Source organism: Actinophytocola sp. (genome assembly GCF_045807065.1).
GTDB lineage: Bacteria > Actinomycetota > Actinomycetes > Mycobacteriales > Pseudonocardiaceae > Actinophytocola.
In genome coordinates this window covers 1-9,189 of the sequence record NZ_JBJMIE010000291.1, presented here as the reverse complement: position 1 = coordinate 9,189, position 9,189 = coordinate 1, and the positions used below count along the sequence as shown (strand labels likewise).

The following is a 9,189-nucleotide window of genomic DNA, read 5'->3' as shown; positions in this document are numbered from 1 at the left end:
TGGCCGAGCGCGGTCGTGGCCAGCACCGCGCCGTCATGCCACCGCCGCATCTCGAACGCCGCGGGGGTGACCGCCCGCTCCGCCAACCGGATCGACTCGAACCGGTTCAGCAGCCGGGTGGCGTTGGGTGCCAGCTGGATGCCGGCGCCGACCTCGCCGAGTACGGCGGTCTGTTCGTAGACGTGGCAACGAATGCCGGCGCGGACGAGCGCGGCGGCGGTGGTGAGGCCGGCGATTCCCGCGCCGACGACGGCAACCCTGAGCACGAAGAACTCCCCAGCTCGACAGGTGTTGCCTTCACCGTAGTCCCGCGGCGCACGGGCGCGACCTCGAACGCCTCACACAGGGCGTGCACGGCGGCGGGGCCGAGGGCTTGCGGGCAGAACACCGACAGGCGGTGGTTCTCCAGCGACACCAGCGTGAGCGGCACGCCCGCCATCGCCAGCGCCTCGCCGAAGACGACCGCGGTGCTCGCGTCCGTGCGCAGCCCCGCGCCGGTCAGCGTGACCTCGGCGAGAGGTTCGACGACCGCCTCGTAACCGGCCAGGCTCGCCGTCACCGCGGCACGACAATGCCGGGGCACGGTGAACACGACCGTCGCCGTGCTTCCCGTGACGTGCTGGGCTATCGCGCCGACGGACGCCCCGGTCGCCGCCACCGCGCGGAACAGCCGGGCCGCGGCGCCGGGGTGGTGCGGCAGGGACACCGTGACGCCGGTGTGCGCCGTGCCCACCTCGACGCCGCTCGCGATCGCGCGTTCCACCTCAGGCCGCGCACCACTCGAGCACCGCGCGGGCGCTGTGGTACTTGTTCTCCGCCTGGGCGAAGGCGATGCTGCGCGCGCCGTCCAGCACCTCGGCCGTGACCTCCTCGCCGCGGTGGGCCGGCAGGTCGTGCATGAACACCGCCGCGTCGCCGAGAACCGCCTCCGTCACCTGGAAGGGCGCGAACGTCGTGCGCCAGTCGGGGTCCGGCTTGGACGTGCCCGTGGTCTGCCACCGCGACGTGTACACGACGTCGACGCCGGGCAGGTCCCGCATGTCGTGGCGTTCCACCACGGTGCCGCCGGCATGCTTGGCCCGCAGTTCGGCGGCGTGCAGGAACCGCGGGTGCAGGCCGTAGCCGTACGGGGTGCGCAGGTGCAGCTCCGCGCCGCGGAAGCGGGACAGCGCGAGCGCCAGCGCGGACGCGGTGTTGTTGCCCTCCCCCACGTACAGCACCCGGAGGCCGTCGACGTCACCGAACCTGCGGTGCAGTGTCGTCAGGTCCGTCAGGGCCTGGGTGGGGTGCTCGTCGGCGCTCATCGCGTTCACCACGGCCATCCGGCCCTGCGCCGCGTACGCCTCCAATTCGGCCTGGGGGCCGGCGGTGCGGGCCACGAGCACGTCGAGCATCCCGGACAGCACGGCCGCGGTGTCCTCGGCCGTCTCGCCGGTGTTCTCCTGCAGGTCGTTCGGGCCGTAGGTGATGATCTTCGCGCCGAGTCGCACCGCGCCGGCGGTGAACGCCGTCCGCGTCCTGGTCGAGGTCTTGCGGAAGTAGATGCCGATCAGCTTGTCCGCCAGCGCGTCCGGGGCGCTCGCACCGGCCGAGAACGCGGCACCGCGGCGCACTAGGTGCCGCAGTGTCTCGTCGTCCAGGTCGTCGATCGTCAGCAGAGAGGGCATCGCGGGCTCCTAGCGGGTCGCGGTGAGCGCGGTGTCGAGGATGTCCAGCCCCCGCCGCATGCGGGCGGGGTCGATGGTGAGCGGCGGCATGACCTTGACGACCTCATCCTGGCGACCGGACAGCTCGACGATCAACCCCCCGTCGAAGCACTGCTTCTGCACGAGGTCGGCCCGCTTGGCGCCACCCGCTCGGCCGAGGTCGATGCCCAGCGCCATGCCGCGGCCACGCACCCGCACCGCGGGCTCGCCTTCGGCCACGGCGTCGCCGAAGCGGGTCAGGCCGCGCGTCGCGACGGCCAGGTTGGTGCGGAAGTCGGTGCGGCGCCACACGTCGAGGGCGGCGCCGGCCGCGACGAAGGCCAGCTGGTTGCCGCGGAAGGTGCCGGTGTGCTCGCCCGGGGCCCAGACGTCCAGCGCCCGCTTGAAGATCGTCAGCGACATGGGCAGGCCGTAGCCGCTGATCGACTTCGACAGCGTGATGATGTCCGGCTCGATCTCGGCGTGCTCGAAGCAGAAGAAGGTGCCGGTGCGGCCGCAGCCGGCCTGGATCTCGTCGCAGATCAGCAGGATGCCGTGCCTGCTCGTCAGCTCCCGCAGGCCGCGCAGCCACTCGCGGGACGCCGGGTAGACGCCGCCCTCCATCTGCAGCGGCTCGACGATCACCGCCGCCGGGATGTCCATGCCGGACGAGGAGTCGGCCAGCAGCCGCTCCAGGTAGCCGATCGAGTCGAACGCGCCGAACGGGCCGTCCTCGTAGGGGACGAACGTGACGTCGCCCGAGTGCATGCCACCCGCTGCGCGGGCCCGGCGGCCGCCGGTCACGGCGAGCGAGCCGCGGGACATGCCGTGGTAGGCGCCGGTGAACGACACGATGCCGCTGCGGCCGGTGGCCTTGCGCGCGAGCTTCAGCGCGGCCTCCACGGCGTCGGTGCCGGTCGGGCCGCAGAACTGGACCTTGTGGTCGAGTCCGCGGGGCTCGAGGACCACCTCCTGGAAGCGGGTCAGGAAACCGCGCTTGGCGGCGGTGTGCATGTCGAGGCCGTGCATGAGGCCGTCGGCCTCCAGGTAGGCCGCGAGCTGCCGTTTGATGTGGGGGTGGTTGTGGCCGTAGTTGAGGCTGCCGGCGCCGCAGAAGAAGTCGAGGTAGGTGCGGCCGTCCTCGGCGTACAGCTCGGCGCCGCGGGCGCGGTTGAACACCACCGGGAACTTCCGGCAGTACAGCCGGACCTCGGACTCCATCGTCTCGAACACCGAGACGTCGTTGCGGCGGGTCGCGATCTGTGCGGTCATGCGGTCGGGTTCCCTTCGAGAATCGTGGTGATCGTCTCGGCGAGCCGCGCCACGTGTGGCGGCCTCATCACGCCGAAGTGGTCGCCCGGCACGCGGTGCACGGTCAGGCTCTCGGTCAGCTCGGTCCAGCGGGCGAGGTACTGGGCGAAGGTCTGGCCGAACGCCACCTCGTGCTCGCCGCCGGCCAGCTCGTCGCTCACGACCAGGTGCAGCGGGCCAGGGTAGCGGTGGTGGCGGTAGGCCAGGTCCATCGCCATGACCTCGCGCCACACCCGGACCGCGTTCGGCCACACGTCGCCGACGCCCTCGTCGGGCAGCGAGATCTCGAAGTCGGTGTCGTCGACGAGGTGGTCGAGCAGCGCGAGGATCTCCGCCCGGCGCCGCGGGGTGTCGGCGCCGGCGGCGACCTCGTCGAGGAGGGTCTCCAGGCGCTGGATGTGGGCCAGCTCGTCCCAGGCGGCGGACCGCCGGTGCGCGTCGAGCCCGGGGTCGAGCAGGATGAACGTGACGTCCTCTCCGGCCGCCCGCAGGCGGTGGGCCATCTCGCTCGCGACCCCGCTGCCGCCGCACCAGCTGAACAGCCGGTACGGGCCGCGCGGTTGGGCCGCGCGCAGCTCGGTGAGGTAGCGGTCGGCCATGGCCCCGGCGCCGGTGTCCGCCTCGGACCCGTGCGGGCCGGGCCACTCGAACGCGGCGACCGGCAGGTCCGCCGTCAGCTGTGGGGCGAGCCGCAGGTACCAGTGCGCGCTGCCGCCGCCGGGGTGCACGCAGAACAGCGGGGTGCCGCTTCCGGTGCGGCGCAACCACATCATCGCGCCGGTCGCCGCCGGCCCGGCCGCTGTCACCGTCTCGGCCAGCTCGGCGACGGTCGGCCGCTCGGCGAACGAGCGGAACGTCAGCTCCAGGCCGTGGCTCGCCCGCAGCGTGGCGATGATCCGCATCATGGCGAGCGAGTGACCGCCGAGCTCGGTGAAGTCGTCGTGCACGCCGACCTTCTCCACACCCAACGCGTCCTGCCACGCCGCGGCGACGGCGGCCTCCAGGTCGGTGCGCGGCGCCACGTAGCCCGCGGCGAGCCGGTCGCCGCCGGGTGCGGGCAGCGCGGCGCGGTCGACCTTGCCGGCCGGGGTGAGCGGGAAGTCGTCGAGCAGGAGCAGGTGCGTCGGGACCATGTGCCGGGGCAGGCGGGCACGCAGGTGCTCGCGCAGGTCCTCGGCCGGCACCTCGTCACCGCGCAGGTACGCGACGAGCACCGGGTCACCGTTCGGGCCGCGCCGAACGGTCGCGACGGCCGCGGCGACGGACGGGTGGGCGGTGAGCGCGTCCTCGATCTCGCCCAGCTCGATGCGGAACCCGCGCACCTTGACCTGGTGGTCACCGCGGCCGTGGTAGCGGATCGTGCCGTCGGCGTTGCGGGACACCACGTCCCCGGTCGCGTACAGGCGTGCGCCCGGCTCCCGCGCCCACGGGTCGGGCACGAACCGCTCGGCGGTGAGCGCCGGGCGGTTGAGGTAGCCGCGGGCGACGCCCGGGCCGCCGACGTACAGCTCGCCGGCCACGCCGGTGCCGACCGGCCGCAGGTCCGGGCTCAGCACGTACACCCGCACGTTGCCGATGGGCAGGCCGATCGAGAGCGTGGTGGCGGCCGGCTCGACCGGGGTGAGCGTGGCGCACACGGACGTCTCCGTCGGCCCGTAGGCGTTGATGAACGTGGTGTGCGCGGCCCAGCGGACGGCCTGTTCGACCGGGCACGCCTCACCCGCGGAGACGAGCACCCGCAGGTGCGGGAAGTCCGCGGGGTCCAGCTTGTCCAGGATGGACGGTGGCAGGGTCATGTGGGTGACGAGCCCGGCCTGCTGCCGCAGGTCGCTCTGGTCGGTGCCCTCGGGCGGCAGCACCAGTTCCGCGCCGCGGGTGAGCGCCATCAGCAGCTCCCACACGGACGCGTCGAAGCTCGGCGAGGCGAACTGCAGGATCCGGTCGCCGGCGCGGAGGTCGAGGTGTTCGCCCTGTGCGTGGCGGAGGTTGAGCGCGCCGCGGTGCGGCACGCCGACACCCTTCGGCCTGCCGGTGGAGCCGGAGGTGTAGATGACGTAGGCGAGGTTGTCCGGTCCCGGGGCGGTGAGCGGCGCGGTGGCGTCCGGCAGCGGTGTGCCGTCCAGCACGACGGTGACGTCGGCGTCGGCGAGCATGTGCGTGATGCGCTCGGCCGGGTAGTCGGGGTCCAGCGGGAGGAACGCGCCGCCCGCCTTGAGGGTGGCGACCATGCCGACGAGGAGGTCGATGCCGCGGGGCAGGCGCAGGCCGACGATCCGGTCGGGCCCGACGCCCGTGCCGGCCAGTCGGTGGGCGAGGGCGGTGGCCCGCTCGTCCAGCTCGGCGTAGGTGACGGTCTCGGTGCCCCGCCGCAGCGCGATGCCGTGGTGGCCCGCGATGAGCTGGTGCACCAGGGTTTCGGTGTCGTACGGGCGTGCGGTGTCGTTCCAGGCGTGCAGTGCCTCGTGCGCGTCGGCCGGCGCCACGGTGAGGTCGGTGGCGCCGCCGGTGACCATGGACTCCAGGATGTGCCGGTAGGTGCGGGCCAGCAGTTCGAGCTGGGGGCGGCCGATGCGGCTCGGCCGACCGCCGAGGCGGAACACGCCGGGGAACGTCCAGACCTCCAGCGGCAGCTCGCTCGGGCTGAAGTCGTCGACCATGCCGACGTCGCCGGACTCCCAGTCGAGGACGTGGAAGTCGAGGTAGCCGAACGCGGCGTCGATGAGCTGGCCGCCGCCGCCCCGGTGCATGGCCTGCATGGCGGGCATCGGGTAGCGGCGGTGCGGCCACAGCGCTGCCTCGCCGTCGAACACGCGCCGCACGAGGTCCCGCCAGGTCGGCGCGGTGAGGTCGACGGCGAAGGGCACGGTGTTGAGGTACATGCCGCGGACCTCGTCGCCGCGCAGGTGCTCGGGGCGGCCGTTGCAGACGAGGCCGTCGAAGAACCGGCGCTTCCCCGTGACCGCGCCGAGAGCCGCGAGGTGGGCGGCGTGCAGGACGCTCTTGAGCGACGCCCCTGCCTGCGACGCCAGCGCACGCAGGCCCGGCAGGAGGTCGTCGTAGGGCACCTCGACGATGGTGGCGCGTTCGTCGTGGCGGTCACCGCGCCACGCCTCCGGCAGCTCGAACCGCTCGTACTCCCGCAGCCGGGCCGCCCAGAACTCCTTGGTGTCCGGTGAGTTCAGCGCTTGTCGTTCCAGCGCGACGAAGTCGGCGAACCGCACCTGTGGCGGCGCGGGCAGGTCGGTGGTGCCGGTGTCCCGCAGCATCCGGTAGACGGCGAGGAGCTCGGCGACGACGCCGGTGTGGCTCCAGCCGTCCAGGATGGCGTGGCACTCGATGTGGGTGAGCCACCACTCGTCGTCGGCGACGACGTGGACGTGGTAACGCAGCAACGGAGGTCGGGTGATGTCGAACTTCTCGGCGCGCTGCGCGACCAGGAACTCGTCCACGGTGGAGCGTGGGTTTCCGGCGCCGCGGAGGTCGTCGTGGCCGACGGGCAGTTCGGCGGTCTGGTGGACCAGCTGCATGGTCCGCGAGTAGGTGGACAGGTCGAACGAGGTGCGCAGGATCTCGTGCCGTTGGACGAGGACGGCGGCGGCCGCGCGGAGCGTGTCCACGGCGAACGGCTCGTGGTCGCGGATCCGGTAGCAGGACACGTTCTGGTACACGGCCCGGTCGCTCGCGGCGAGCATCTCGTAGACCATGCCGGCCTGTGTCTGCGCCATCGGGTAGGCGTCGACGAGCCCGTCGGGCAGGAGAGCCCGGTCGGCGTCGGACAGCTGCGTGAACGGCGCGACCACCGGCTCCGGCGCCCCGGGAGTGACGACGGCGGCCAGCTCCGCGACGGTCTGGTGGGTGTACAGGTCGGTCACGGACATGCCGAGACCCTGTTCGCGGAGCAGGCCGACGACGCGGATGGCCCGCATGGAGTCGCCGCCGAGGTCGAAGAACCGGTCGTGCACACCGACGGCGTCCACCCCGACCGCGCCGGCGACGGCGGCCGCGATCGTGTGCTCCAGCTCGGTGCGGGGCGCGACGTGGTCGGTGGTCCGCCGGCGGCCGTCCGGGGCGGGCAGTGCCTTCCGGTCGACCTTGCCGCTGGTGGTGAGCGGGAGTTGCGCGAGGGTGGTCCAGTGGGTGGGGATCATGGCGTCGGGCAGTCGTTCGCGCAGGAACGCCTCGATCCCGCGCGGCTCGACGACGGGCGTGACGTAGGCGGCGAGTTGTCCGTTGTGGACGGTCACCGTGGCCGCCGTGACGTCCGGGTGTTCGGTGAGGACGGCCTCGATCTCACCCAGTTCGATGCGCTGGCCGCGGATCTTGACCTGGTGGTCGAGGCGGCCGAGGTAGTCGATGGTGCCGTCGGGGCGGAAGCGGGCGCGGTCGCCCGTGCGGTAGAGCCGCTCCCCCGTGCCGAACGGGTTGGGCAGGAACCGGTCGGCGGTGAGTGCCGGCTTGTTCACGTATCCCCTGGCGAGCTGCACACCCGCCAGCATCAGTTCCCCCGGCACGCCAATCGGGACCGGGCGCAGGGTGCTGTCGAGGATGTGCGTGCGGGTGTTCGCGACCGGCCGGCCGATGGTGACCGGCTCGCCCGGGTGGCACTCGACAGCGGTGACGTCCACCGAGGCTTCGGTGGGGCCGTAGAGGTTGTGCAGTGCGCAGCCGATTCTCTGGTGGACGCCGGTGACGAGGTCGGCGGTGAGTGCTTCGCCGGAGCAGATCATCCGCCGCAGTGAGGGCAGCTCTGCGAACGGCTCGGTGAGGAAGGCGCGCAGCATCGAGGGGACGAAGTGGACGGTGGTGATCTCCTCGGCCGCGATGACCTCGGCGAGGTAGGACGGGTCGCGGTGCCCACCCGGCCGTGCCACAACCAGTGTGGCTCCCGTGGCGAGGGGCCAGAAGAACTCCCACACCGACACGTCGAAGGTGTAGGGGGTCTTCTGCAGGACGCGGTCGGTGTGGTTGAGGCGGTAGGCGTCCTGCATCCAGTGGAGGCGGTTGACGATCCCGCGGTGCTCCACCATCACGCCCTTGGGGCGGCCGGTGGAGCCGGAGGTGTAGATGACGTAGGCGGGGTGTTCGGGCAGCACCTCCACGGCCGGCGGATACGAGCGTCCGGTGAGGTTGGTGAAGGTCTCGGCCGTGACCACCACCTCGACGCCGGCGTCGGCCCGCAGGTAGGCCAGACGGTCCGCGGGGTGGTCCGGGTCGAGCGGCAGGTAGGCGCCGCCGGCCTTGTGGATGCCCAGCAGGGCGACCACCAGGTCGAGCGAGCGGTGCAGGCACACGCCCACCACCGACTCCGGACCCACACCCCGGCCGATCAGGTGGTGGGCCAGGCGGTTCGCGCGGCGGTCCAGCTCGGCGTAGGTCAGCTCGGTGCCCTCGAAGCGGAGTGCGGCAGCGTCCGGCGTGCGGGCGACCTGCGCGGCGAACAGCTCGGTCAGCGTCCCGGTCGGGTAGTCGACCGCCGTGGCGTTCCACTCGGCCATCAGCCGCAGCTCGGCGTCCGGAACCACCGGCAGGGTGCTCGCCGGGGCGTCCGGTGCCGCCGCGATGCTCGCCAGCAGCCGGACGAACCCGGCGGCCAGGCGCTCGATCGTGGTGCGGTCGAACAACGCGGTCGCGTAGTCGACGCCACCGGCCAGGGAGCCGTCCAGCTGCTCGGTGACCGCCAGCGTGAGGTCGAACTTCGTGGTCGTCTCGGCGACCTCGAACTCCACCACCGACAGCGCACCCATCGGTGCGATCGGGGCCGGGGCGTCCTGCCACAGGAACATCACGTCGAACAGCGGGTTCCGCGCCGCGTCGCGGTCCGGCGACAACGCGTCCACCACCCGCTCGAACGGCACCTCCTGGTGCGCGTAGGCGTCCAGCGCCACCGCCCGCACCCGGTCCAGCACCTCGGTGAACGACGGGTCACCCGACAGGTCCGTGCGCAGCACCAGCGTGTTGAGGAACAGGCCGACGAGGTCGGTCAGCTCGGCGCGGTCGCGGCCCGCCACGGGAGTGCCCACCGCGATGTCCGTCTGCCCCGACCACCGCGACAGCAACAGCTGGAACGCCGCCAGGTACACCATGAACGGCGTCGCACCGGGCCGCCCCAACGCCCCGGCCACCGACGCCGGCACGGTGAACGTCACCCGGTCACCCGCGAAGTCCCGCACCGGCGGGCGCGGGCGGTCGGTCG

The 9,189-nt window shown here is 72.8% G+C and carries 4 protein-coding genes; all 4 read right to left on the bottom strand.

The window, feature by feature from the left end; translation table 11 throughout:
- On the bottom strand, positions 1 to 266 hold a 266-nt coding region (locus ACJ73U_RS16815; protein WP_407778568.1), incomplete at its 3' end, for an NAD(P)-binding protein.
- Between the two features lie 498 nt (positions 267 to 764).
- Entirely contained in the window at positions 765 to 1,667 is a 903-nt protein-coding gene (locus ACJ73U_RS16810; RefSeq protein ID WP_407778567.1) for an ornithine carbamoyltransferase, read from the bottom strand.
- 9 nt (positions 1,668 to 1,676) lie between these two features.
- The gene (gene ectB, locus ACJ73U_RS16805; protein ID WP_407778566.1) at positions 1,677 to 2,957 is read right to left on the bottom strand and encodes a diaminobutyrate--2-oxoglutarate transaminase; all 1,281 of its coding nucleotides are present in this window, start codon (positions 2,955 to 2,957) and stop codon (positions 1,677 to 1,679) included.
- On the bottom strand, positions 2,954 to 9,189 hold a 6,236-nt coding region (locus ACJ73U_RS16800), incomplete at its 5' end, for an amino acid adenylation domain-containing protein (protein WP_407778565.1). The genes ectB and ACJ73U_RS16800, both read right to left, overlap by 4 nt.